The organism is Streptomyces sp. NPDC107575 (genome assembly GCF_055657265.1).
Genome location: NZ_JBVKBG010000005.1, coordinates 549,540 through 571,899, shown reverse-complemented (window position 1 = coordinate 571,899; position 22,360 = coordinate 549,540). Strand labels below are relative to the sequence as shown.

23 protein-coding genes are annotated in these 22,360 nt (G+C 71.5%); 10 read left to right on the top strand and 13 right to left on the bottom strand.

Annotated elements, in window-relative coordinates:
• Positions 1 to 167: 167 nt before the first annotated feature.
• The 5 genes from ACZ7L4_RS27325 (at position 168) to ACZ7L4_RS27305 (ending at position 6,406) form a co-directional block, all read left to right on the top strand.
• Positions 168 to 974, top strand: coding sequence for an IclR family transcriptional regulator (locus tag ACZ7L4_RS27325; RefSeq protein WP_472106559.1), 807 nt, complete (start codon positions 168 to 170; stop codon positions 972 to 974).
• Positions 975 to 1,076: 102 nt separating this feature from the next.
• A complete protein-coding gene (locus ACZ7L4_RS27320; RefSeq protein WP_472107368.1) occupies positions 1,077 to 1,826 on the top strand; it encodes an IclR family transcriptional regulator in 750 nt (249 codons plus the stop codon).
• A 213-nt stretch (positions 1,827 to 2,039) separates the two neighbouring features.
• The gene (locus tag ACZ7L4_RS27315) at positions 2,040 to 4,106 is read left to right on the top strand and encodes an FAD-dependent oxidoreductase (protein WP_472106557.1); all 2,067 of its coding nucleotides are present in this window, start codon (positions 2,040 to 2,042) and stop codon (positions 4,104 to 4,106) included.
• A 21-nt stretch (positions 4,107 to 4,127) separates the two neighbouring features.
• Positions 4,128 to 5,387: an aromatic ring-hydroxylating oxygenase subunit alpha gene (locus ACZ7L4_RS27310; protein ID WP_472106555.1), complete on the top strand. Its 1,260-nt coding sequence runs from the start codon at positions 4,128 to 4,130 to the stop codon at positions 5,385 to 5,387.
• On the top strand, positions 5,384 to 6,406 hold the full coding sequence (locus ACZ7L4_RS27305) for an FAD-binding oxidoreductase (protein WP_472106553.1): 1,023 nt from the start codon (positions 5,384 to 5,386) through the stop codon (positions 6,404 to 6,406). The genes ACZ7L4_RS27310 and ACZ7L4_RS27305 overlap by 4 nt, the downstream gene beginning before the upstream one ends.
• A 6-nt stretch (positions 6,407 to 6,412) precedes the next feature.
• On the opposite strand, the gene ACZ7L4_RS27300 is transcribed toward ACZ7L4_RS27305, so the two are convergent.
• Entirely contained in the window at positions 6,413 to 6,790 is a 378-nt protein-coding gene (locus ACZ7L4_RS27300) for a cupin domain-containing protein (RefSeq protein WP_472106551.1), read from the bottom strand.
• 73 nt (positions 6,791 to 6,863) lie between these two features.
• Here ACZ7L4_RS27300 and ACZ7L4_RS27295 point away from each other — a divergent pair, with 73 nt between their 5' ends.
• A complete protein-coding gene (locus ACZ7L4_RS27295) occupies positions 6,864 to 7,337 on the top strand; it encodes a MarR family winged helix-turn-helix transcriptional regulator (RefSeq protein WP_472106549.1) in 474 nt (157 codons plus the stop codon).
• Positions 7,338 to 7,427: 90 nt separating this feature from the next.
• Positions 7,428 to 8,153, top strand: a complete 726-nt coding sequence (locus ACZ7L4_RS27290) for a hypothetical protein (RefSeq protein ID WP_472106548.1) — start codon at positions 7,428 to 7,430, stop codon at positions 8,151 to 8,153.
• 125 nt (positions 8,154 to 8,278) lie between these two features.
• Here the strand turns inward: ACZ7L4_RS27290 and ACZ7L4_RS27285 are convergent, their stop codons facing one another.
• Together ACZ7L4_RS27285 and ACZ7L4_RS27280 are read right to left on the bottom strand one after the other, a co-directional pair.
• Positions 8,279 to 9,151, bottom strand: coding sequence for an isocitrate lyase/PEP mutase family protein (locus tag ACZ7L4_RS27285; RefSeq protein WP_472106546.1), 873 nt, complete (start codon positions 9,149 to 9,151; stop codon positions 8,279 to 8,281).
• A gap of 36 nt (positions 9,152 to 9,187) precedes the next feature.
• A complete protein-coding gene (locus ACZ7L4_RS27280) occupies positions 9,188 to 10,141 on the bottom strand; it encodes an MBL fold metallo-hydrolase (protein ID WP_472106544.1) in 954 nt (317 codons plus the stop codon).
• A gap of 122 nt (positions 10,142 to 10,263) precedes the next feature.
• Between ACZ7L4_RS27280 and ACZ7L4_RS27275 the strand changes: the two genes are divergently transcribed.
• Genes ACZ7L4_RS27275 through ACZ7L4_RS27265 form a run of 3 tightly spaced genes read left to right on the top strand, consistent with a single transcriptional unit; the run spans position 10,264 to position 12,431 of the window.
• The gene (locus ACZ7L4_RS27275; RefSeq protein ID WP_472106542.1) at positions 10,264 to 10,434 is read left to right on the top strand and encodes a hypothetical protein; all 171 of its coding nucleotides are present in this window, start codon (positions 10,264 to 10,266) and stop codon (positions 10,432 to 10,434) included.
• 1 nt (position 10,435) lies between these two features.
• The gene (locus ACZ7L4_RS27270) at positions 10,436 to 11,851 is read left to right on the top strand and encodes an amidase (RefSeq protein WP_472107367.1); all 1,416 of its coding nucleotides are present in this window, start codon (positions 10,436 to 10,438) and stop codon (positions 11,849 to 11,851) included.
• A 10-nt stretch (positions 11,852 to 11,861) separates the two neighbouring features.
• Positions 11,862 to 12,431 (top strand): TetR/AcrR family transcriptional regulator, encoded by a 570-nt coding sequence (locus tag ACZ7L4_RS27265; RefSeq protein WP_472106540.1) that lies wholly within the window; start codon positions 11,862 to 11,864, stop codon positions 12,429 to 12,431.
• Here ACZ7L4_RS27265 and ACZ7L4_RS27260 read toward each other — a convergent pair.
• The 10 genes from ACZ7L4_RS27260 to ACZ7L4_RS27215 all read right to left on the bottom strand — a co-directional run bounded on the left by ACZ7L4_RS27260 (position 12,391) and on the right by ACZ7L4_RS27215 (position 22,311).
• Positions 12,391 to 13,167 (bottom strand): ABC transporter ATP-binding protein, encoded by a 777-nt coding sequence (locus ACZ7L4_RS27260; protein WP_472107365.1) that lies wholly within the window; start codon positions 13,165 to 13,167, stop codon positions 12,391 to 12,393. The genes ACZ7L4_RS27265 and ACZ7L4_RS27260 overlap by 41 nt on opposite strands.
• Before the next feature lie 32 nt (positions 13,168 to 13,199).
• Positions 13,200 to 14,030: an ABC transporter permease gene (locus tag ACZ7L4_RS27255; RefSeq protein ID WP_472106538.1), complete on the bottom strand. Its 831-nt coding sequence runs from the start codon at positions 14,028 to 14,030 to the stop codon at positions 13,200 to 13,202.
• Entirely contained in the window at positions 14,027 to 14,812 is a 786-nt protein-coding gene (locus ACZ7L4_RS27250) for an ABC transporter permease (protein ID WP_472106536.1), read from the bottom strand. Before ACZ7L4_RS27250 ends, ACZ7L4_RS27255 begins: the two co-directional genes overlap by 4 nt.
• Positions 14,809 to 15,789, bottom strand: coding sequence for an ABC transporter substrate-binding protein (locus tag ACZ7L4_RS27245; protein WP_472106535.1), 981 nt, complete (start codon positions 15,787 to 15,789; stop codon positions 14,809 to 14,811). Before ACZ7L4_RS27245 ends, ACZ7L4_RS27250 begins: the two co-directional genes overlap by 4 nt.
• A 61-nt stretch (positions 15,790 to 15,850) precedes the next feature.
• On the bottom strand, positions 15,851 to 16,351 hold the full coding sequence (locus ACZ7L4_RS27240; protein ID WP_472106533.1) for a MaoC family dehydratase: 501 nt from the start codon (positions 16,349 to 16,351) through the stop codon (positions 15,851 to 15,853).
• Positions 16,352 to 16,416: 65 nt separating this feature from the next.
• The gene (locus tag ACZ7L4_RS27235; protein ID WP_472106531.1) at positions 16,417 to 17,511 is read right to left on the bottom strand and encodes an isocitrate/isopropylmalate dehydrogenase family protein; all 1,095 of its coding nucleotides are present in this window, start codon (positions 17,509 to 17,511) and stop codon (positions 16,417 to 16,419) included.
• A gap of 12 nt (positions 17,512 to 17,523) precedes the next feature.
• Complete coding sequence (locus ACZ7L4_RS27230) at positions 17,524 to 18,216, bottom strand: aspartate/glutamate racemase family protein (RefSeq protein ID WP_472106529.1); 693 nt, start codon at positions 18,214 to 18,216, stop codon at positions 17,524 to 17,526.
• Positions 18,213 to 19,319, bottom strand: coding sequence for an ABC transporter ATP-binding protein (locus tag ACZ7L4_RS27225; RefSeq protein WP_472106527.1), 1,107 nt, complete (start codon positions 19,317 to 19,319; stop codon positions 18,213 to 18,215). Before ACZ7L4_RS27225 ends, ACZ7L4_RS27230 begins: the two co-directional genes overlap by 4 nt.
• Complete coding sequence (locus ACZ7L4_RS27220) at positions 19,312 to 21,078, bottom strand: ABC transporter permease (protein WP_472106525.1); 1,767 nt, start codon at positions 21,076 to 21,078, stop codon at positions 19,312 to 19,314. The genes ACZ7L4_RS27225 and ACZ7L4_RS27220 overlap by 8 nt, the downstream gene beginning before the upstream one ends.
• Before the next feature lie 57 nt (positions 21,079 to 21,135).
• Entirely contained in the window at positions 21,136 to 22,311 is a 1,176-nt protein-coding gene (locus ACZ7L4_RS27215) for an ABC transporter substrate-binding protein (RefSeq protein WP_472106523.1), read from the bottom strand.
• Between the last annotated feature and the right edge of the window lie 49 nt (positions 22,312 to 22,360).

Genomic DNA, 22,360 nt, shown 5'->3' with positions numbered 1-22,360 from the left:
GAACGCATGTCCGAGCTGGTGTTTCGCATTGCGCAACAGATGTGCAGTACGGTGTGACGATGCCGTTGATCGTGACGGCGCGTCAAGGCTCTTGCGTACGGGCAACCGCGAATTAACGTCGACGGATGGCAAGTTGGGCCGTCGGAGCGGGGCGGGAGGGTGCTGTGGTGACGACCGGCAGCCGTGGGCGAGCGCGCGACCGTGCGGTCCAGTCCGTCGACCGCGCCGTGTCGGTGCTGCAGATCCTGGCGATCCGCGGCTCGTGCGGCGTCACCGAGATCGCCGGGCAGCTCGGCGTCCACAAGACGACCGTGTTCCGCTTGCTCGCCACCCTGGAGGCGCGCGGCCTCGTCGAACAGGGGGCGGAGCGCGGCCGTTACCGCATCGGGCACCCGCTCACCGAACTCGCCGCCGCGGCGGTCGCCAGGACCACCGACCTGTTCCTCGTCAGCCGCCCCGTCTGCCAGGAGCTGGCGCAGGCCGCCGGTGACACGGTGAACGTCTCGGTCCGCGAGGGCCGCGACGTGGTCACCGTCGGACAGGTCGCCGGCGAGGCCTCGATCGCGAGCGTCGACTGGGTCGGCCGGCGCTGCCCGCTGCACGCCACCGCCGCCGGCAAGATCTTCCTCGCCCACCCCGCCCCCGACCGGCACGGACGGCTGCCCGCGGAACTGTCGAACGGGGAGGGCCTGGAGCGCTACACCCCGCACACCATCACCGCCCAGGAGCACCTCGCGGCGGATCTGGCCGCCGTACGGGAGCGGGGCTACGCCGTCTCGTTCGAGGAGCACGAGATCGGCCTGGTGTCCCTGGCCGCGCCGGTCCACGCCCTCGACGACACCGTGGTCGCCGCCGTGACGCTCTCGGGCCCCGCCTTCCGGATCCGCGAGGACACCGTCCCCGAGCTCGCCGGGCAACTGCTGCTGGCCGCCAAGCGGATCTCGTGGCGGCGGGGGCAGGTCAAGCGGGGCTGAGCCCGGCACGGCCGGCCCCGCGGCGTTCGCCACCGGTGTGCGCTGGCACTTCCTGGATAGGCTCCCCGTATGAGCAGCAAAGGTCGCGCGCGGGACACGTCGGTGCAGTCGGTGGACCGGGCGGTGTCGATCCTCCAAGTGCTGGCCGTGCAGGGCCCGTCCGGCGTCACGGAGATCGCCGACGCCCTCGACATCCACAAGTCGACCGTCTACCGGCTGCTCGCCACGCTGGAGTCGCGGGGCCTCGTCGAGCAGGACAGCGAGCGCGGCAGCTACCGCATCGGCTACACCGTCGTCGAACTCGCGGGCGGCGCGACCAAGGGCAACGACCTGTCGCTCCTGAGTCGTCCCGTCTGCCAGGAGCTGGCCGCCGCCGTCGGCGAGACGGTGAACGTGGCGGTCTACGACGGCGAGGCCGTCATCAGCATCGACCAGGTGCTCGGCAACGCCGCCATCACCAGCATCGACTGGGTCGGCAAGCGCACGCCCCTGCACGCCACGTCGGCGGGCAAGGTCTTCTTGGCGCACATGCCGCAGCCGGAGGCCGCCGAGATCCTCGAGCAGCCGCTGGAGGAGTTCACGCCGCACACCATCACGGACCCGGCGCTCCTGAAGGAGCAGCTGCAGGGGGTGCGCGAGCTGGGCTACGGCGTCATCAGCGAGGAGCTGGAGATCGGGCTCGCCTCGCTGTCCGCCCCCATCAGGTCGCTGAACGGCGAGGTCATCGCCACGGTGACGGTCTCCGGACCGACGTTCCGGATCAACGACCACACGATCTCCGGGCTCGCCGAACAGCTGGTGGCGGCCGGCGAGAAGATCTCGTGGCGCAAGGGCTACATCCGGCGCGGCTGATTACGCAGCGGTAGGGGTTGACGACGCGCTTTGACGCGCCGCACATTTGTCTCGCATCGCGTTTGTGTTTCATATCGCGAAACGGGAACGTGGCGACGCCGCCGCCACGCAGCCATCCCCGTTGCCCTCCCGCAGCACATCCGGGGCCTTCCGTGCCCCGCCACAGCCACACCATCCGGGCCACAGAGCTTCCCTGCCTCCCTTGGAGCTGTCGTGCGCGCACCGAACACGAACCTGGATCCCCTGCTCCAGCCCTTCCGGCTGAAGCACCTCACCCTGCGCAACCGGGTGGTCAGCACGTCCCACGAGCCCGCCTTCGGTGAGGACGGACTGCCCAAGGACCGCTACCGCGCCTACCACCTGGAGAAGGCCCGCGGCGGCGTCGGCCTCACGATGATCGGCGGCTCCGCGGTCGTCTCCCCGGACAGCCCGCCCTCCTTCGGCAACCTGCTGCTCCACCGCGAAGAGATCGTGCCCTGGCTGCGCCTGCTCGCCGACGACGTGCACGCGGCGGGCGCGGCCGTGATGTGCCAGGTCACCCACCTCGGCCGCCGCACCAGCAACTACACGGGGGACTGGCTGCCGGTGGTCGCCGCCTCCCCGCTGCGCGAGCCCGCCCATCGCGCGTTCCCCAAGGCCGCCGAGGACTGGGACCTCGACCGGATCGTCGCCGACTACGCCGCCGCGGCGGTTCGCTGCAAGGAAGGCGGCCTGGACGGCATCGAGTTGCAGTCCTACGGCCACTTCCTCGACGGCTTCCTCTCCCCGGCGACCAACCATCGCGACGACGAGTACGGCGGCGATCTGGAGCACCGGATGGCCTTCCCCCGCCGCGTGATCCGGGCGGTGCGCGAGGCGGTCGGCCCCGAGTTCGTCGTCGGCATCCGCATGGCCCTGGACGAGGACCTCCCCGGCGGCCTCACCTTCGCCGAAGGGCTCGCCGCAGCAGGACAGTTCACCGTCGACGGCATCGACTTCGTCAGCGCCATCCACGGCACCATCGAGTCCGACGCCTCCCTGTCGAGGACCATCCCCTCGATGGGCACCCCGCTCGGCCCCTTCCTCGACTTCACCGGCGAGATACGCCGCCGCCTCGACATCCCCGTCATGCACGCCGCCCGCATCGCCGACCCCGCCACCGCCCGGCACGCCCTGCGCGAAGGCCTCCTCGACCTCGTCGGCATGACCCGCGCGCAGATCGCCGACCCGCACCTCGTCGCCAAGATCCGCTCCGGCGACGAGGACCGCATCCGCCCCTGCGTCGGGGCGAGTTACTGCCTGGACGCGATCTACGACTCCGGCGACACCAAGTGCGTCCACAACCCGGCCACCGGCCGCGAACTCCAGATCCCGCACACCGTCCCGGCCACAACGGGGCCGCACCGCAAGGCGGTTGTCGTCGGCGGCGGCCCCGCAGGCCTCGAAGCCGCCCGGGTCCTGGCCGAACGCGGCCACGACGTCGTGCTGTTCGAGGCGAACGACCAGGCGGGCGGGCAGATCCGGCTCGCCGCGCAGAACCCCCGCCGCCACGACCTGCTCGGCATCGTCGACTGGCGCGTCGCCGAGTGCAAACACCTCGGCGTCGACCTGCGCCTCGGTGCCTACGCCGAAGCGGCCGACGTGCTCGCCGAACACCCCGACCCCGACCTCGTCCTCGTCGCCACCGGCGGCCTCCCCAACCGTTCCTTCCTCAGCGCGGGGGAGGAACTCGTCGCGGACACCTGGGACGTGATGTCCGGCTCCCTGCGCCCACGCCCGGGCAGCGAGGTCCTGATCTACGACGACCACGGCGGCCACCCGGCCATGGACGCCGCGGAACTCCTCGCCACGCACGGCGCCCGCCTGGAATACCTGACGCCGGAACGCACCCTCGCCCCCGACGTCGGCAGCATGAACTCACCCGCGTACCTCCGGGCGTTCACCGAGCACGACGTCACCGTCACGCTGACCCGGCGGCTGCGCTCCGTGCGCCGGGGCGGCGACGGCCGACTCGTGGCGACCCTGTTCAGCGAGTACACCGGCACCGAGACCGAACGCGTCGTCGACCACGTCGTCGTCGAGCACGGCACCCTGCCCAACGACGAGCTGTACACCGACCTGCTGCCCGCCTCCCGCAACCTCGGCGAGGTCGACCACCGGGCCCTCCTCGCCCGCGAGCCACAGACCGTCGTCCGCAACGAGACGGGCCGCTATCAGCTGTTCCGCATCGGCGACGCCGTCACCAGCCGCAACATCCACGCCGCCGTGTACGACGCGCTGCGCCTGTGCCTGCCCGTCTGACGAGTCCCCGGAGCGAAAATCATGACCGTTCACGCCTCCTCCGGCACCGCACCCGCCGACCTCGTCGCCCGCCGCGCAGCGGGCCACAGCCTCGAAGCACCCTTCTACGTCAGCGACGCGTTCTTCCGCCTCGACGTCGACGCCGTCTTCGCCCGCAGCTGGATCTTCGCCGCCGCCGAGGCCGAACTCCCCGAACCCGGTGACTACATCACGCTCACGGTCGGCCCCTACTCCGTCATCGTCGTGCGTGACGACGACGAGGAGGTGCGGGCGTTCCACAACGTGTGCCGCCACCGGGGCACCCGCATCCTCAACGACGAGCGCGGCTCCGTCGGCAACATCGTCTGCGGCTACCACCACTGGACGTACGGCGTCGACGGGCAGTTGCTGCACGCCGAATCGCAGGCGGCCGACTTCGACCGCTCCTGCTTCGGCCTGCGTCCCGTCCATCTGCGCACGGTCGCGGGCCTCGTCTTCCTGTCCCTCGCGGCTGAACCGCCCGCCGACTTCGACGAGTTCGCGGCCCTCGTCGAGCCCTACCTCGCGCCGCACAACCTGGCCCGCGCCAAAGTGGCCCAGCAGATCGACCTCGTCGAGCACGGCAACTGGAAGCTCACCATGGAGAACAACCGCGAGTGCTACCACTGCGCGGGCCACCCCGAGCTCCAGCGCTGCTACTTCCCGCTCTACAACTTCACCGAGGACGAGGTGCCGCCCGGCATGCGGGCCACCTTCGAGCGCTTCCAGAAGGCCGACGCCGAAGCCCGCGCCACGTACGAGTCCCTCGGCCTGCCCCACGCCACCATCGAGGACCTGGTCGAGCGCCCCACCGGCTTCCGCATCCAGCGCGAACCGCTCGACCTCGCGGGGGAGTCCTTCACCCCCGACGGCAAGGCCGCCGTGCGCCGGCTGCTCGCCGACTTCCCCACCGCGCGCCTCGGCCACCTGGGCCTCCATCTGCAGCCCAACGCCTGGTTCCACTTCTCGGCGGACCACGCGGTGCTGTTCTCCGTCGTCCCGCTCGCCGCCGACCGCACCCTCGTCCGCACCACATGGCTCGTGCACGCGGACGCCGAGGAGGGCGTCGACTACGACCTCGACACGCTGACCGGTGTCTGGGTGGCCACCAACGAACAGGACGCGGTCTTCGTCTCCCGGGCCCAACTCGGCGTGAGCAGCCCCGCTTACGCACCAGGTCCCTACAGTCCGACCGAATCCCAGGTCGAGGACTTCGTCACCTGGTACATCACCCGGCTCAAGGCGCACATGGAGGGGCCATGACGACGGCGACGCCGACGGCGGCGGGATCCCCGCCCGCCTGGGCCGACGGCCTGCTGGTGTGCCGGCAGGTGCACGACGTGACGGCGGACGTGCGCACCTTCGTCCTCGCGCCCACCGAGCCGCGGCTCTTCCGGCACGACCCCGGCCAGTTCCTCACGCTCTGCCTGGACATCGACGGCGAGCCCGTCGAGCGCTGCTACACCCTCTCCTCGGCGCCCACCCGCCCCGACCTCGCCACCATCACGGTGAAACGCGTCCCCGGCGGCCATGTGTCGAACTGGCTGCACGACCACCTGGCACCGGGCGGCACAGTGTGGGCGCGCGGCCCCCTCGGCCGGTTCACCATCAGGCGGCACCCCGCCCCGAAATACCTGTTCCTCTCGGCGGGCAGCGGTGTCACCCCGCTGATGTCGATGACCCGCACGCTGTACGACCTGGCCCATCCCGTCGACGTCGTCTTCGTCCACAGCGCCCGTACCTTCGACGACATCATCTTCCGCCGCGAACTGGACTTCATCGCCGCGGCGTCCCCCAACGTCCGGATCCGCCATCTCCTCGACGACCACGGCGAGCAGCTGAACGCCCAGGTGCTGCACGCGGTGGCCCCCGACTTCGCGGAACGCGAGGTCTTCACCTGCGGCCCGGCCGGCTACATGCGGGCGGTACGAGAGATCCTCACGTCCGAGTGCTTCGACATGACCCACCACCACGAGGAGAGCTTCACGTTCGACGCACCGGCGGCGGCCGAACCCGGCACCGGCTTCAAGGTCCAGCTCGCCCGCACCGGCCGCACCGTCGAGTGCGACGCGGAGACCCCGGTCCTGGCGGCCGCGGCCCGCGAGGGCATCACGCTCCCCGCGTCGTGCGCGCAGGGCCTGTGCGGCACCTGCAAGACGACCCTCCTGTCCGGGTCGGTCGACATGCGGCACGCGGGCGGCATTCGGCCCCGCGAGATCGCCGACAACAAGATCCTGCTGTGCTGTTCGACGCCGCGGGAGGACCTGGTGATCGACGTGTAGCGGGCGTCACTCGGCCCACGGGAGCGGGATCCTGTCCTCCTCCTTGCCGGGCAGCATCGCCCTGCCGCCGACCGCCATGGCGACCAGCGCCTGGGCGGGCCCGCCCACCGCCCTCACCTGCCGTACGACCCCGGCGGGCAGGACGACCACCTGCCCGGCCGTGGCCCGCTCGACCTCGCCCTCGACGTCCACCTCGAACTCGCCGCCCAGCGGCATCCAGACCTGCTCACGGTCGATGATGTGCACCGGCGTGCCGGACTCGGCGTTCAACTCCACCCGCCACGTGCTGACTTCGGTGCTGCCCTGGCTGGGGGCCGCGAGACCGAACGTCGTGCCGGCCGGGCTCTTGGTCGTTCGCTGTGCACTTTCACTGATCACGCTCATGACTCCTCCTGTGTAAAGTGGCTTTACTCGTCGCGAGTAAAGCCACTTTATTCAGGTGTGTCAAGATGAGGGCATGGCGACCAGTGACCCCCTCGAGCGCACCGAACTGACCTTCCTGCTCGGGATGGCGTTCCAGTTGGTCCTCACCGAGTTCGTGAGCCGCGTGGACGCCGCCGGATACGCCGACCTCCGCCCCGTGCACGGCCTGGTCTTCCAGATGCTGAAGAACTCCGGCGCGACCAGCAGCGAGCTCGCCGAGGGCCTCGGCGTCACCAAACAGGCCGCCGGCCAGATCATCGACGACCTGGAGAAGCGGGGATACGTCGAACGGCGGCCGCACCCCGCGGGCGGCCGCCGCAAGCTCGTCGTGCTGACCGACAAGGCCACGGAGCACCTCGCCGTGGCCGGACGCATCCTCCATGACCTGGAGGGGCACCTGGCCGCCCGGCTCCGCGAAGCCGGGCGGGAGATGCCGCGCGCGGAACTCGCCGCCATCGTCCGCACGTTGGCGGGCGACACGATTCCGCCGTTGCGGCCGGTCTGGTGAGGCGTCCGGGTTCCGCCAGCCGGTGACCCTGCCGCCCCGCCCGCCGTGTCGGCGCCGTAGCGGCAGATCACGCCCTGTTTCATGGCCCGCATGCCTGGCACAGCCGTACACGACGCACCCCCGCCCACACCGCAGGAGCAGTCGCTCGACCGCAAGGGCGGACCCGGGCACACGCTCCTGATGGCGCTCGCCCTCGCGATCCCCACCGTGAAGGTGGCCTACACGGTGGGCGGAGGGGAGCCCGCCCGGGACGTGTTCGTCGGGATGGAGCTGGGCAACTGGCCGGACGTGCTCATCGGCATGCTGCTCACCGAACCCGCCCTCGGCTCGGTGTTCGGCGTCGTGGTGTCCCGCGTCGTGTTCGCCCTGTTCGCCGCGCGCGGCTCCGTGCCGAAGGGGAGCGGGGTGGCGCGGGCGGCACGGCGGGTGGCGCTCACCCTCGTCAATCCGGTCGCCGTCGGGATCATCGCCGCCTGCTTCTACGGCCCCTGGTGGGGGCTCGGCACCGGGGCCGTGGCGTACGCGCTGCGGCTGGGGGTGGTCAGCGGGCACCGGTGGGAACAGGGACTCTCCCTGCTGCTGACCGTGGTCGTGCTGCCGCTGCTCGCCTTCGGCTCGGCCCTCGATGGGAGGGCGTGGACGTCGGTCCTGGAGTGCCAGGTGCAGGAAGGCACCCGGAACACGTCCCAGCGCCTCATCGAACTCGGCCGCAAGGGCAACGGTGTCGTCGGCTGGAGCCTGGACACCGAGGAGGTCGTCAACGGCGCCGGCTGCGTGGACACCGGAAGCCTGCGGGCGCGCCGCGCCTGGTGGTGACCGGCGCGGCGCCCCCGGCAGGTCAGGCCTTACTGCCCGCCCCGTTCGGCTGCGATGTGTCGGCCACCGGCGCCGCCACCCTGCAGCCGCGGCCGCCCGCCCGGTGGGCTGAACCGGGCCCCCGGTCAGTCGCGGGGCCCGGCCTCCTTGTCGTACCGGCCCCGCAGGTCCTCCCAGAAGCCGAGGCCGACGGAGTCGAACAAGCCGCGCACCGGCAGCTGCCCGGCGGTGTCGAGGTCGCCGGTGGCCGCGCGGGCCAGGGCGTCGCGCATCGCGGCCGCGGCACTGCCGACGTTGAGGAGCGGCATGATGACCAGCGCGTATCCGGCCTCGCGCAGCACGTCGAGGTCCGCTTCCGGTGTCTTGCCGCCGGGGACGAGGTTGAAGAGCGCGGGCGCGGCGACCTCGGACGGCACCCGCCGCACCTCCTCCACCGTCTGCGGCGCCTCGACGAACACCAGGTCCGCGCCCGCCTCGACGTACCGGTTGACCCGGCGCACGGCCTCGTCGAAGCCGTGCGTGGCGCGGCAGTCGGTGCGGGCGATGAGCACGGTGTCCGGATCGCGGCGCGCCTCGGCCGCCGCCTCGATCTTCGCGGCGAATTCCCCGGCGTCCACCACGCGCTTGGCGTCGAGGTGCCCGCAGCGCTTGGGGAACTCCTGGTCCTCCAGCTGGATCGCGGCCACCCCGGCCTGCTCGTACAGCTGGACGGTCCGGTACGTGTGCGTGATGTCGCCGAACCCGGTGTCCGCGTCGGCGATCAGCGGGACGTCCAACACCCCGGCGAGCAGCCCGGCCTGCCGCACCATCTCCGTCTGCGTGGCGAGCCCGATGTCCGGCAGCCCGTTCGCGGCGGCCACGGCCGCGCCCGACATATAGGCCGCACGGAATCCGGCGCCCGCCGTCAGCGACGCCGACAACCCGTCGTACACACCTGGCGCGAGCACCGCCGACCGCTCCCGCAGGATCTCCCGCAGCCGATTGCGCGTGTCCGTCATGAGTCTGCCTCCACCGGGTCGGTTCCTCGTTCGAGATCAATTTCTCATTCGACCCTTTGAGGGGCCGTCAGGGGAAGTGGGTGAGGGCTGTTGGGTGTGCCCGTCCGGATCGGCCGGGAGGGGGGAGAGGCGGTAGGCGCCGTCGTGGGGGACGACGCGGCCCGCCGTGGGCGGGGCGAAGTGGGTGCCCAGGACGAGTGTGTCCGTGCCCGCGAGTGAACCGAGCAGTGCCCGGCGTGTGCGCTCGGACGCCTGCGGGTCGATGTCCACGCAGGCGCCGATGGCGGGGTGGGCGAGCTGTACGGGGTGGTGGACGCTGTCGCCCGTGATGAGCGCCGTGGCACCGTGTCCGGCGAGTTCGACGGCCACGTGGCCCGGGGTGTGCCCCGGCGTGGGCAGCAGCCGCAGGCCGGGGGCGACGGTGACACCCTCGGCGGGGACGTCGACGAGGTCGAGCAGCCCCGCCTCCTCCACCGGGACCACGGAGTCCCGGAACATCTGCTCGCGCGCCTGGTCCATGTCGTACGAGGCCCAGAACTCGCGCTCCGTGCGGGAGACCAGGTAACGGGCGCGCGGGAACGTGGGTACCCAGGCGCCGTCCGCCTTCCGTGTGTTCCAGCCGACGTGGTCGGCGTGCAAGTGGGTGAGGACCACCAGGTCGACCGAGTCCGGTGGGAATCCGGCGGCGGTGAGAGTGCGCAGGTAGTCGGTGCTCAGGTCGTGCCAGGCGGGGTTGGCCCGCTCCTTGCCGTTGCCGATACCGGTGTCGACGAGGACGCGCAGGCCGCCGACGGTGAAGGCGAAGCTGTGGCTGTCGAGGCGGAGGGTGCCGTCAGCGTCCGCGAAGTGCGGGTGCAACCAGTCCTGTTCGGCGACGAGGCCACGGGTGGCACCGGGCAGCAGCCACGGTCCCGTGGCGGGCGGCAGGGGCGTCTCGTCGATGCGGTGGACGGTGAGGTCACCGACGGTCCAGGAGGGGGTCGTGGTCATGAGGGTCCGTCCTTCGAGTCGACACCGAACGCTAAAAGCAATCTGTTTGCGTTAGTGGACCATAGGCGCTACGGTCCACTAACGCAAAGGTTTTGCGTTTGGAGTGCAAGGGGGAACCGCCCATGTCCGAACCCGAGCGTCATGTCGGGGTCGTCGCCGCCACCGTCGAGCACATCCGTTCCGTCGTCACGGTCCTGCGGGAGCTGGACTTCGGCGACACCCCGCCCGCGCTCACCTACCGCGCGGAACAGCCGCAGACGCCGGAACAGGAGAAGTCCGTTGCAGCCGTTTGAGATGACCCTGAGCGAGGCCGCGGACGCGATCGGGCAACGGCGGTTGTCGCCCGTCGAGTTGGTGGAATCCGTACTGACCCGCATCGCACAGGTGGAGCCCGGGCTCGGGGCCTACGTCACCGTCACCGCCGAACATGCCCGTGACGCGGCACATGCGGCCGAACGCGAGATCGCGGCCGGGCGCCGTCGCGGCCCGCTGCACGGCATCCCCATGGGGCTCAAGGACATGATCGACGTCGCGGGCCTGCCGACGACGGCCAGCTCCCGGGTGCGGTCCGGTCATCGCGCCGAGGCCGACAGCACGGTCGCCGCCCGCCTGGCGGAGGCGGGTGCCGTACTGCTGGGCAAGATGCACACCCACGAGTTCGCCTACGGCCTGACCACGCCGCAGACCCGCAACGCCTGGGACGCCGACCGGATCGCCGGCGGCTCCAGCGGCGGATCCGCCGTCGCCGTCGCCGCGGGCATGGCGACCTTCGCGCTGGGCACCGACACGGGCGGCTCGATCCGCGTGCCCGCCGCGCTCAACGGTGTCGTCGGCCTGAAGCCGACCTACGGTCTCGTGCCCCGCCGGGGTGTCACCTCGATGTCCTGGTCGCTAGACCACGTCGGCCCGATCGCCCGCACCGTCGAGGACGCCGCGCTGGTGCTGAATGCTCTGGTCGGCCACGACGCGCACGACCCGGCCTCGCTCGATGTCCCGTCCGCGCACTACCGGCCCGGCGCGGACGCGCGTCTCGAGGGGCTGCGTGTCGGGGTGCCGCGGACCTACTACTTCGACCACGTCCACCCCGAAGTGGAGGCCGAAGTCCGGCATGCCATCGGCCAGTTGGCGGACCTCGGTGCCCGGCTCGTCGAGGTCGATATCCCGATGACACGCTACGTGCAGGCCACGCAGTGGGGGCTGATGGTCCCCGAGGCCACCGCGTACCACGAGAGCACCCTGCGCACGGTCCCCGAGCTCTACCAGGCCGACGTCCGCACCCTGCTCGAAGCGGGCGAGGCGATGGGTGCCGGGGACTACCTGCGCGCCCAGCGCTCGCGGACGCTGATGCGGGAGGAGTGGGCCTGTGCGCTCCGGCATGTCGACGTGGTCGCCGCCCCTGCCGTCCCGGCGACCGCCGTCGAGGCCTCCCAGGAGACGATCGCCTGGGCCGACGGCACCGTGGAGGCGGTGTCCGACGCCTACGTACGTCTGTCGTCCCCCGCCAACATCACCGGAATCCCCTCCCTGTCCGTACCGGTCGGCCACGACACGGCCGGGCTGCCCATCGGCATGCAGCTGCTCGGCCGCCCCCTCGGCGAGCACACCCTCCTGCGGGTCGGACACGCCTACGAGCGGACCCGGCCCGCCCGCGCGCTCGCCCCCACGGCACGAGGAAGCCGCGAATCCGTAGACGCAACGATTTCGCTTTAGCATGGGTCCCATGAGCAGGCAGATGGCACGCCCCGGTGGGCGCAGCGCCCGGGTCCAGGCGGCCGTGCACGAGGCCGTCCGCGCACTCGCCGCCGAGGTGGGCAGGGACGCGGTGACGGTGCCGCTGGTCGCCCAGCGTGCGGGCGTGACACCGTCGACGATCTACCGGCGGTGGGGAGATCTCCAGGCGCTCCTGTCCGACGTGGCGGTCGAGCGGCTGCGGCCCGAAACGGAGCCGGAGGACCACGGCAGCCTGTCCGAGGACCTGACGGCCTGGGCCGAGCAGTTCCTCGACGAGATGGCCTCACCCGCGGGGCGTGCCTACGTCCGCGACGCCCTGCTCGGCGACCCGGACGGCAGCAACGCGGGCCAGTGCTCCGCCTACGCCGCCGAACAGATCGACGTCGTCCTCGCGCGTGCGAAGGCGCGCGGGGAGCGGACGCCCGACGTCGAGGCGGTCATCGACGGCGTCGTCGCACCCCTCATGTACCGGATCCTCTTCCGCCCGGCTGGCCTCGACGCCGCGTACGCCCGCCGCCTCATGGGGGAGACGCTCGAGGAGGCGGGCCCGGCGACCTGACCGTCCGCCCCACCTCCGCCCGCAGCTTCACGAACTCCGGCAGCCCCCGTGTCGCGATCTGGTCGCGTTCCACGGGGAGTCGGACCCGCAGGTCGAGGGCGATGCCCGAGTCGGGGGCGGGGGAGAGGGCGACCACGCGGTCGCCGACGTAGACGCTCTCGTCGATGTCGTGGGTGACGAACACGATCGTGGTGCCGTCGCTGCGGTGGACGTCGAGGAGGAGGTCCTCCAGGTCCTCGCGGGTCTGTGCGTCGAGGGAGCCGAAGGGCTCGTCCATGAGGAGGAGCGAGGGGCGGACCACCAGCGCGCGGGCGATGGCGACCCGTTGCTGCATGCCACCGGAGAGCTGCCAGGGGTGCCGGCGGGCCGAGGCTTCGAGGCCGACGCGGGCCAGCATGCGGTCGGCCGCGGCCCGCCGTTCCGCGCGGCCCAGGCCCTGGCGGCGCAGCGGCAGCGCCACGTTGTCGCGGACCGTGAGCCACGGCAGCAGGGAGCGGCCGTAGTCCTGGAACACGATCGCGAGGCGGTCGGGCACCCCGGTGACCGGCGCCCCGTCGAGCGTGATCGTGCCCTCCTGTACGGGGAGCAGCCCCGCGATCGTGCGCAGCAGGGTCGACTTGCCGCACCCCGACGGGCCGACGACACACAGGAGTTGGCCGCTCGGCACGGTCAACGACACATCGTGCAGGACGCGATGGGAACCGTACGACTGGCTGACGGCGGTCAGGCGCAGCAGGTGCGGGCCTTCCTCCTCGCCGTGGTGTGGCGTCATGCCGTCCTCCCCGTGCCGAGGACACGTTTCTCGATGGCCAGCAGGCCGGTGTTGAGCAGGTAGCCGAGGACGCCGAGCAGGGCCAGCGCAGCCCATACGGTGAGCAGGTCGGAGCGCGACTGGGCGTCGGTGAGGACGAAGCCGATCCCGTTCTCGGTGCCCGGCAGCAGCTCCGAGAAGACCATGAGGATCAGGGCGAGCGACAGGCTGAGTCGCAGTCCGGCGAAGATGCGGGGCAGCGCGGACGGCACGATCACGAACCAGAGCCGCTCGGCAGTGGTGAGCCGCAGCGCGGCGGCGACCTCGAGGCGCAGCGGATCCGTGTTGCGGGCGCCCTCCGCCGTGTTCACGAGCACCGGCCACACGGCGCTGAACACGATCGACGTGATCTGCATCGGCGTGCCGAAGTCGAGCACCACGACGAAGACCGGGACCAGAGCGGGCGGCGGGACGGCCCGCGCGAACTGCAGCACCGGATCGCACAGCGCGTACACACGGCGGGAGCGGCCGATCGCCACCCCGAGCACGATCCCGGCGAATGCCGCGAGCAGAAATCCGGCGGCCATCCGGCCGAGACTCGGGCCGATGGTGTCGAACGCGGCGTCGGTGAGGAACACATGGGAGACCGGCCCCGAGAACCACAACTCGTAGGCATGGCGCGCGATGCGTGACGGAGGCGGGAAGAAGACGCTGCTGTGCGCGCGGGCCGCCACCTCCCAGAGCGCGACGGCGAGGGCCAGGACGGGCCAGCGGAGCAGGGCGCCGGACCGGCGGCGCACAACCTGCTTGCGCGGAAGGCGTGGTGGCGCCTGAATCGTCCGCGTCACGCCCGCACCGCCCGCCGCTCGGGCGTCCACGGGAACAACCGCCGTTCGCCCCACACCAGTACGCCGTTGATCAGCAGGCCGAGGGCGCCCGCCCACACCACGCCCGCGAGCACGTCCCGGTTGCCGTCCGTGGCCTGCTGGGCCTGGGCGATGAAGATGCCGAGGCCCTCACCGAACCCCGACAGGAGCTCCGTGGCGACGGCCACGACGAGCGCGACGGCCGCCGAGATGCGGATGCCCGCGGCGATGAACGGCGCCGCGCCGACCAGTTCGACGCGCAGCAGCACCGCGGCCCACCCGAAGCCGAAGGCGCGCAGTGTGTCCTTGGCCAGCGGCTCGCTCTCCCCGAGGCCGTACATCGTGTTGAACAGGATCGGCCACACCGAGGCGTACGTGACGAGCGCGACCTCCGTCCCGGTGCCGGAGCCCAGCAGTAGTGACACCAGCGGGATCAGCGCCACCGAGGGCAGCGGCCGCAGGAACTCCACGATCGCGCGGACCGCGGCGTCGACCACGGGCACGCTCCCGAGCAGCAGGCCGGCCGGTACGGCGATCGCGCAGGCGAGCGCGAGCCCGAGCACCCAGGCGCGCAGCGTGGCACCGACCCCGTCGAGGAACCCGGAGTCGCCCGCGAGCTCGACGGCACGGGTCAGGACCTCGGACGCCGGCGGCAGATAGGTGTCCCGCACGATCCCCGCGCGGGACACCGCCTCGCAGGCACCGAAGGCCAGCAGCACGCCGAGGAGGCCGAGCCCGGCGTCCCGGCGGCCGCGCCCGGTCACTTGACGACGAGTGTCGACGGGTCGACGGTCTTCTTCAAGAGCCCCTGCTTGTGCATGAGTTCGGTGAGCCGCCGCAGCTGTTCCACGTCGGTCCTCGTCGGGTACGCGGGCAGCCCCATCGACGCGGCCTGCGCCGACTTGACCTTGCTGTACGTGGGCACCACCTTGCGGACGACGGCCGGATCCTCGTCGGCGATCCTCGACGCGGCCTCGATGGCACGCTTGAACTTGGCGGCGGTGTCGGGGTTCTTCTTCGCGTACGTGGCGGTGGTGACGTACCCGCTGATGGGCAGTGACTCGACGGGGCTCGCGGCGCCGTCGAGGAGGACCTTGGCCTTCAAGTCGTGCTGAATCGCGCCGTCGAAGGGCTCGACGACATGCACCGCGTCGACCTGCCCCTTCTCCAGGGCGGCCCCCATCTGCGGGAACGCGATCTGCCGGTACGCGGGCCCGCCGGCGCCCCGCTTCTCCAGGATCGCGTCGAGCGTCAGCGTCTGGATGTTGTTGAGGATGTTGACGGCGACCTTCTTGCCCTTGAGGTCGTCCGCGCTCTTGATAGGGGAGTCCTTGGGCACCAGGACGTCCATCATGTGCGGCGCCGTCCGCACCCCCTCCGCGAGGATGCGGACATCGAGCGTGCCCTTCTCCTGGGCCTGCAGGAAGGTCACGTAGTTCGCGCTCGCGATCACGTCGACCTGCCCCTTGGACAGGGCGGGCAGCGCCTGGATGCTCTGCTGCACGGGCTGGATGCGGACATCGAGCCCTTCCTTCTTGAACAGTCCGCGGTCGCGGGCGATGTACAGCGCGGCGGAGTCGGTCAACGGCAGGGCGGCGACGGTGACTTGGCTGTCCTGGCCGCCGCCCGCTCCGCCCGATGCGTCCGACCCGCTGTCCCCGCACGCCGTCGCCAGCAAGGCGAGTGCGGTGACGGCCACCGCCGCCCCGACCGTTCGCGTCTTTCCCTGACGTAACGTCACCATCCTTGCCTATCAGGCGATCGACGGTGATCGCCACAGGGCCTCGGCCGCCGACACCGGATCACCGCTGGTCGCGGCGGAGCAGCAGATTCATCGCGGTCAGGGTCAGGACGGTCTCGCCGTGCTGGTCGAGGACCTCGACGTCGGTGTGGACGAGGCCCCGGTCGGGCTTGCTGCGCGAGGGGCGGGCCGAGCGGACCGTGGTGCGGATCGAGAGGCTGTCGCCGGGACGGACCGGGCGCGTCCAGCGCAGTTCGTCGATGCCGGGCGAGGCCAGGCTCGCGACCTTGCTGACGTAGTGGTCGGCGTACAGGCGCATCATCACCGACGCGGTGTGCCAGCCGCTGGCGATGAGCCCGCCGAAGGGCCCCGTGACGGCAGCCTCGGGGTCGGTGTGGATGTCCTGCGGGTCGAACTCCCCGGCGAAGCGGAGGATGGCCTCCTCCGTGACGGTGATGCTGCCGTACGTGTACGTCGATCCGGGGACGTAGTCCTCGAAGTACCGCTTCTCGACGGGGGTGTCGAAGTCGGGGCCGATGGCATGCGTCGATGAGGTGGTCATCGAGCGCACGTTAGCGGACGGGCGCGCCGGGCGTGGGCCGGCGGACCCGTCCGCGGGTGCGGTCGTCAGTCCCGTCCGGCGCCTCCGGCGATGGCGCGGACGACGGCCTCGGTGAATCCGGAGGTGGAGGCGGATCCGCCGAGGTCGCGGGTGGAGGTACCGGCGGCGATGGCCTGGGCGACGCCCGCCTCGATGATCTTCGCTGCCTGCGCGAGCGCCGGGTCCTCGTGGCGCGCGGCCAGCCACTCGAAGAGCATCGCGCCGGACAGGATCATCGCGACCGGGTTGGCGAGGTCCTGGCCCGCGATGTCGGGTGCGGAACCGTGCGAGGCCTGGGCCATCGCGCGGTCGGCGGAGGCGTTGATGGAGGGCGCCGTGCCGAGCGAGCCGGAGATCTCCCCCGCGAGGTCGGAGAGGATGTCGCCGAACATGTTCTCCGTGACGATGACGTCGAAGTCCTGGGCGCGGCGCACCAGATGGACGGTCATGGCGTCGATGTGGAAGTCGTCGACGGCGACGTCCGGGTACTCCTTCGCCACGTCCAGACAGACCGACTTGAACAGGCCCGTCGTCAGCTTCAGGACGTTCGCCTTGTGCACGATCGTCAGCTTCTTGCGGCGGGAGCGGGCCAGGTCGAAGGCGACGCGGGCGACGCGCTCGGTGGCCTCGCGGGTGATGATGCCCAGCATGATCGCGGTGTCGGGGGTGGGCATGAACTCGCCCGTCCCGGCGAAGGTGTTGCGGTCGGCGTAGAAGCCCTCGGTGTTCTCGCGGACGATGACGAGGTCGGCGTCGTCGCAGACCGCCTCGGCGCCCGGGAAGGACTTGGCGGGGCGGATGTTGGCGAACAGCCGAAAGTGCTTGCGCAGCGTTCCCGAGGGGTTGAGCTCGGACTTGTGGGGTTCGGGGTAGGACACCGAGTCGTGCGGGCCGAGGAACCAGCCGTCCAGCTCGGCGAGTGACTTCTTGGTCTCGTCCGGGACCGGGGTGCCGTGCGTCCCGATGGCGGAGGCGCCCAGCGGCAGCCCCACCCAGTCGACGCTCACGCCCGCCGCCCCGGCGGCGGCGCCGGCGATCTCGACGGACGCGGGGACGATCTCGGGCCCGATGCCGTCGCCTTCGAGGACACCGAGGCGATAGGTCTTGTTCACGGGGCTCATGCAGGTGGTTCCTTACGTGTGAGGGGTCGGGGTCGGGGCGAAGCGGGCGCGCAGCGCGCGGGCGGCGGCCCCCGCCCCGTCCAGGACGGGCACGCCCAGGAGTTCGGCGAGGGCCGGGCCCGCAGCGGCGAGCGAGTACTGGGCGAGGAGCACGGCCTGCACGCCGTCGTCGGGCGCCGCGGCCCGCAGTGCCTCGGCGAGGTGGCGCGCGGTCTGCTCCGGCGAGCCGGCCGCTGCCGCCTTCTCGCTGAGCGCGGTCGTGATGCGCACCGGGCGGTCGGCGCGCAGGTCGCCGGTCAGCGCGTCGAGCTGGCCGACGGCCGCGGGTACGGCGGGCGGCGTGGAGGCGAGCACCGCGAGGCGCTCGTACGGGCCCGTCAGCGCCGCCCGGAACATCGACTCGTCGGACTTGAGCAGCGGGACGTCCCACAGCGCCCGCGCCTCGTCGACGACGTCACCGTACGAGGAGCAGGTCAGGAGCACGCCGTCGGCGCCGCCCTCGACCGCGTGCTCGATGAGGCGGAGCATCCGGCGGCGCAGTGCCGCGTCGAGGCCGCCGACCGCGAGGGCGTCGTCCAGGAGGCGGTCGTCGAGCAGGTTCCACAGGCGGGCCCGAGGGAACTCGCGGGCGAACGCCCGCTGCGCGATCCGGGCGCCGGTCGGCACCGCGTGGATCAGCGCGATCAGGGGGCGAGGCGTGGTCATGCCGCCTCCGGGGACGGGTACAGCAGGCAGTCCTCGGGCCGGATCAGCAGATTGACGGTGTCGCCCTCGTGCCGGAGCGGGCTCTCGGCGTGCAGGTCGAGGCCGTCGACCGACAGCTCGTACTCGAAGCGGGCGCCCGTGTACGAGCACTGCTTGATCGTCGCGGGGAGGACGTTGAGGCCGGCGGTCGCGGCGTCGGCGTCCGCGCGCCGGGCGAGGGTGATGCGTTCGGAGCGCAGGCCGATGGTGGCTTTCTGTCCCGCCCGTAGTCCCTCCGGCCGCTTGGCCTTCAAGTGCCGCCCGGTGGTGCCGAGTTCGACGCTCACCGTGCCGGCCTCGCCCGGAGCCTCGTCGATCCGGCCCTCCAGCAGATTGCAGCGGCCGATGAAACCGGCGACCTCCGGCGTGGCGGGTGTCTCGTAGATCTCGGTCGGCGTGCCGATCTGCTGCAGCTCGCCGTGCATGAAGACGGCGATGCGGTCGGACAGGGACATCGCCTCGACCTGGTCGTGGGTGACGTACACCGTGGTGATGCCGACCTCGCGCTGCAGCGACTTGAGCCAGACGCGGGCCTGGTCGCGCATCTTCGCGTCGAGGTTGGACAGCGGCTCGTCGAGCAGCAGCACACCGGGCGCGTAGACGATGCCGCGGGCGAGCGCGACGCGCTGCTGCTGGCCGCCGGAGAGCTGATGCGGGTAGCGGTCCCGCAGGTGCAGCATGTCGACCTTGTCGAGCGCCTCGTCGATGAGGCGGCGCCGCTCCTCCTTGGACACCTTGCGCAGCTTCAGCGGCAGGGCCAGGTTGTCGGCGATCGTCATGTGCGGCCACAGCGCGTACGACTGGAAGACCAGGCCGAGGTTGCGGCCCTCGGGCGGCACCGCCCCGGCCGCGTCCCCGTCGAAGAAGGTGCGATCGCCCACGCGTATCGTCCCGGCGTCCGGGTGCTCAAGTCCCGCCACACAGGACAGGGTTGTCGACTTCCCGCAGCCCGACGGGCCGAGCAGGGTGAAGAACTCGCCGTCCGCGACGGTGAAGTTGATGTCCTCCAGGACGGCGTTGCCCGCGAAGGACTTCTTGAGGTTCTCGACGACCAGTTCAGGCATTGCTCTTCCCCTTCAGGAGGATTCCGGCCAGGCCGGCGACGACGGCGGTGACGGCGATCTGCAGGGTGGCGAGCGCGGCGACCGAGCCGGTCTCCCCCTGCGTCCACAGGTCGATGGCGGTGGTGCCGATGACCTGCGACTCGGCCCCGGCGAGGAACATCGCGGGCGCGTACTCGCGGATCATCTGGGTCCAGATGAGCAGGAACGAGGCGAGCATCGCCGGGACAAGGAGCCGCAGCAGGATCCGGGAGACCGTGCGCCACCAGTCGGCGCCCGCGACCCGGGCGGCGTTGTCGAGCTCCGAGCCCAGCTGCATCGTCGCCGGGGAGATCGCCCCGTACGCCGACGGCAGCGCCCGCAGACCGAACGCGATGATCAGCGCGAAGATCGTGCCGCGCACCGCGTCCCCACCCGGCATCCAGGCGAACGCCCAGAAGAAGCCGATGCCGATGATGAGGCCGGGCACCGCGTGCGGGGACTGGGCGGCGATCTCCAGGGCGCGGGCGAAGCGGAAGGAGGACCGGCGTGCCACCAGCACCACCACGGTGCCGAACACGGTCACCGCGACCGCGCCGATGAAGGCCACGGTGATGCTGTTGGTGATGGACTCGGTGTACGGACCGTACGCGAAGATCAGCTCGAAGTTGTCGAGCGTGAGCAGCTTCAGCGGGTTCACGAGCGGGGTGAGCAGCGTCGTGAACGCCCGCAGGACCAGCGCGATCATCGGCAGCAGCGCGCCGAACACGACGTAGATCCCGACGAACGCGAAGCCCGCCCACTTCCAGCGGCCGATGTCCAGGAGGTTCGAGCGGGTGGCCTTGCCGCGCACGGACACGAACCGCTGGGCGTGCTTGAGCAGCCGGGCCTGGAAGACGACGAGGCCGATCGTCGTCACGAGCATGAACGTGGAGGCCGCGCCGAGCAGTCCGTAGTCCGGGCTGACCGAGTCGATGCCCTGCTCGTACAGGAAGCTGGAGAACAGGGTGATCTCCGCGGGCTCGCCGAGGATCAGCGGGATGGACAGGGTCTCGACCGCCGTGCCGAAGATCAGCAGGCCCGCGTAGAGCATCGGCGGGCGCAGCATCGGGACGACCACGGACCGCAGGATGCGGACCGGTCCCGCGCCGACGGTGCGCGCGGCGTTCTCCAGTGAAGTGTCCGACGCAGCAAGGGCATTGGCGCAGAACAGGTACGCCACCGGCACCTGCGCGACCGCCTCCACGAACGCCATCCCCGGCAGCGTGTACAGGTCCCACGGCACCCAGCCGAGGCCCTCGCGCAGGGTGGTCGTCAGAAAGCCGGCCGGTCCGTAGACGACGATCCAGCCGAACGCGAGGACGAGCGGCGAGATGTAGATCGGCCAGCGCAGCACCTGGCCGATGACGCGGGCGGCGGGGAACTTCGTCCGTTCGAGGAGGATCGCCATGGGGACGGCGATGGCGAGCGCGAACACCGTGGTCAGCACGGCGAATTCGAGCGTGTTGAGGATGATCGAACCGAACCCGGCCTCCGTGAAGAGGTGCACGTAGTTCGAGAGCGTGAAGGCGCCGCCCGCCTCGTACAGCGGCTGGTTGCGGATCGACTGGAAGAGGATCGGGACGACGGGCGCGAGTACCAGTACGGCGGTGACGAGGAACGTCACCCAGTGGATGGTGACCTCGCGCCCGGCACCGAACAGGCGCCGGTAGTGAGGTGTGCCGAGCTCGCCCGCGCGCAGTCCGCGCGGTGGTGCGGGTGCCGGGGATGTCCGGATGGCCATGGCGACTCCGTACGAACAGGCCGATGGGGAAGGGGAGTTGGAGAGGTACGGGCGGGGTCAGCCCATGGCCTTCTCCCAGCGGGCCACGTACGTCTCCTGCGTCTTCGCGGGCACGCGCGTATAGCGGTACAGGTGCACCCGGTCCGCGCCGAGCTTGCGCTTGATGTCCCGGAGGGTGTCCTGGCCGTCGGGGTCCACCCCGTCGCGGTACGCGGTCAGTCCGCCGTCGGCGACCGCGCGCTGGCCGTCGGCGGAGAGCAGGAAGTCGAGGAAGAGGCGGGCGGCGGCCGGGTGCGGGGCGCTCTTCACCACGGACGCGGCGCGCGGCACGACGACCGTTCCCTCCTCGCAGTACGCCCAGCCGAGGAGCCCGCCGCTGTTGTCGGCCGCGGGGACGGCGACACCGCCGCTGAGGTTGAACGACGCGTCGTACTCGCCGGAGACGACCTTCTCCACGAGCGTGCCCGAGGAGTGGTCGGCGCGGGCGAACGGCAGCAGCCGCCCGAAGGTGTCCCAGCCGTGCCCGACGGCCGCGGTGTACCCCTGGTTCGTGGAGTAGCCGAACGCGTTGGTCGGGTCGTACACACCGAACTTGCCACGGAACCGGGAGGGCTTGGCCTCTCCGAGCTCGGCCAGCGAGATCAGACCCTTGGGGTACTGGGACGGGTCGAGTGTCTTGCGGTTGTACAGGACGACGGACGGGTCGACCGTGAACACCCACACACCGGGCAGCATCTGGGCCCAGTCCGGCAGACGGTCGCGCTCGGGCGAGAGGTACGCGGCGCCGACCTCGCGGTCCGCGAAGTCCGCCCACAGCGGGCCACCATTGGATACGAGCAGGTCGGCGGGGGAGCCGCCGGTGGCGTGCTCGCTGTAGTAGCGCTCGTAGACGGCGGAGCTGCCGAGGTTGGTGGCGCGGATGTCCTCCAGCCACGGGTAGTGCGCCGTGAACGCGTCGAAGATGGGCTGCCAGTTGGTCTGCGAGGTCTGCGAGTAGATCAGCAGCTTCTTCTCGCGCCGCGATGCGTCGACGAGCTTCTTGTACGAGGCCGGGTAATAGGCGGGGGTGGGTCGCCCGGCCGCGTGCGCGTCGGGGCCCGCGCAGCCGCCGAGCGCGCCGCCGGTGGCGGCGAGGGCGCAGGCGGCGCCGGCCCCGCGCAGCACGGTGCGGCGGGTGGGACGGAGCGCCGGTGGTGGTGCGGCGGCGGCCCGGCCGGAACGGGAGGCAGGCATGGCGGCTCTTCTCGTGGTGGTAGGGGCGCGACGGGGGAGGGGTGTGCGG

Excerpts from the sequence above, each read along its gene's own strand:
- ACZ7L4_RS27295 (WP_472106549.1), top strand. The coding sequence starts at position 6,864 with ATGGCGACCAGTGACCCCCTCGAGCGCACCGAACTGACCTTCCTGCTC.
- ACZ7L4_RS27230 (WP_472106529.1), bottom strand. The coding sequence starts at position 18,216 with ATGACCACGCCTCGCCCCCTGATCGCGCTGATCCACGCGGTGCCGACC.
- ACZ7L4_RS27220 (WP_472106525.1), bottom strand. The coding sequence starts at position 21,078 with ATGGCCATCCGGACATCCCCGGCACCCGCACCACCGCGCGGACTGCGC.
- ACZ7L4_RS27225 (WP_472106527.1), bottom strand. The coding sequence starts at position 19,319 with ATGCCTGAACTGGTCGTCGAGAACCTCAAGAAGTCCTTCGCGGGCAAC.
- ACZ7L4_RS27215 (WP_472106523.1), bottom strand. The coding sequence starts at position 22,311 with ATGCCTGCCTCCCGTTCCGGCCGGGCCGCCGCCGCACCACCACCGGCG.
- ACZ7L4_RS27300 (WP_472106551.1), bottom strand. The coding sequence starts at position 6,790 with ATGAGCGTGATCAGTGAAAGTGCACAGCGAACGACCAAGAGCCCGGCC.
- ACZ7L4_RS27285 (WP_472106546.1), bottom strand. The coding sequence starts at position 9,151 with ATGACGGACACGCGCAATCGGCTGCGGGAGATCCTGCGGGAGCGGTCG.
- ACZ7L4_RS27265 (WP_472106540.1), top strand. The coding sequence starts at position 11,862 with ATGAGCAGGCAGATGGCACGCCCCGGTGGGCGCAGCGCCCGGGTCCAG.
- ACZ7L4_RS27290 (WP_472106548.1), top strand. The coding sequence starts at position 7,428 with ATGCCTGGCACAGCCGTACACGACGCACCCCCGCCCACACCGCAGGAG.
- ACZ7L4_RS27275 (WP_472106542.1), top strand. The coding sequence starts at position 10,264 with ATGTCCGAACCCGAGCGTCATGTCGGGGTCGTCGCCGCCACCGTCGAG.
- ACZ7L4_RS27270 (WP_472107367.1), top strand. The coding sequence starts at position 10,436 with ATGACCCTGAGCGAGGCCGCGGACGCGATCGGGCAACGGCGGTTGTCG.
- ACZ7L4_RS27280 (WP_472106544.1), bottom strand. The coding sequence starts at position 10,141 with ATGACCACGACCCCCTCCTGGACCGTCGGTGACCTCACCGTCCACCGC.
- ACZ7L4_RS27240 (WP_472106533.1), bottom strand. The coding sequence starts at position 16,351 with ATGACCACCTCATCGACGCATGCCATCGGCCCCGACTTCGACACCCCC.
- ACZ7L4_RS27305 (WP_472106553.1), top strand. The coding sequence starts at position 5,384 with ATGACGACGGCGACGCCGACGGCGGCGGGATCCCCGCCCGCCTGGGCC.
- ACZ7L4_RS27235 (WP_472106531.1), bottom strand. The coding sequence starts at position 17,511 with ATGAGCCCCGTGAACAAGACCTATCGCCTCGGTGTCCTCGAAGGCGAC.
- ACZ7L4_RS27310 (WP_472106555.1), top strand. The coding sequence starts at position 4,128 with ATGACCGTTCACGCCTCCTCCGGCACCGCACCCGCCGACCTCGTCGCC.